The following is a 618-nucleotide window of genomic DNA, read 5'->3' as shown; positions in this document are numbered from 1 at the left end:
CGCGGCCGCCCGGGACGTCGGCCACGCCCAGCACCGGCAGGATCGACGGCGCCGGCCCGGTGGCGGCCAGCGCCTTGCGCTCGCGCTCGAGCCCGGCCAGGGTCTCGCGGTCGAACGGGCCCGGGAACACCTTGACCGCCTCGCCGGCGGCCCGGTTCGCGTAGACCGTGGCGATCGGGCCGGTGGCGAGCAGGTCGACGGCGGCGTGCTCGATGCTCATGCCGCCATTCTCCCGCACGAAAGCCGTGCGGGGGGCCGTTTCGGACGGCAGGTTCCGGCCGTCGCCACCCATTCGCGCGTGCGGTGGCCGAGGCTGGTCACCATGCAGACCGCCGGCCTCGTCAGGCTCACCGTCGCCACCCCGCACCGGCGCATCGACATCGCGCTGCCGGAACACGCCGCCGTCGCGGAGATCCTGCCGGGGCTGCTCGCCCGCGCCGGCGAAGGGCTCGCCGACGACGGCGTCCCCGGTGGCGGCTGGTCGTTGCGCCGGGCCGACGGGACGGCGTTCGACCTCGACCGGACCCTCGGCGCGCACCGGGTGCGCGACGGCGAGGTCCTGCACCTGACCCCGCGGCGCACCGACTGGCCCGAGCTGGAGTACGACGACCTGGTCGA

1 protein-coding gene and 1 pseudogene are annotated in these 618 nt (G+C 76.4%); one reads left to right on the top strand and one right to left on the bottom strand.

Translation table 11 applies throughout. The features are described from left to right. Positions 1-220 (bottom strand): annotated as a pseudogene (locus G3I65_RS50745) (serine/threonine protein kinase); the annotation flags it as partial. A 78-nt stretch (positions 221-298) separates the two neighbouring features. Here G3I65_RS50745 and G3I65_RS50740 point away from each other — a divergent pair. After that, positions 299-618 (top strand): EsaB/YukD family protein (locus G3I65_RS50740; protein WP_375336785.1); only part of this gene is annotated, 320 nt, incomplete at its 3' end.

This window comes from Amycolatopsis sp. SID8362, from assembly GCF_010550475.1.
GTDB lineage: Bacteria > Actinomycetota > Actinomycetes > Mycobacteriales > Pseudonocardiaceae > Amycolatopsis > Amycolatopsis eburnea.
This window is presented reverse-complemented; position numbering and strand designations above follow the sequence as displayed.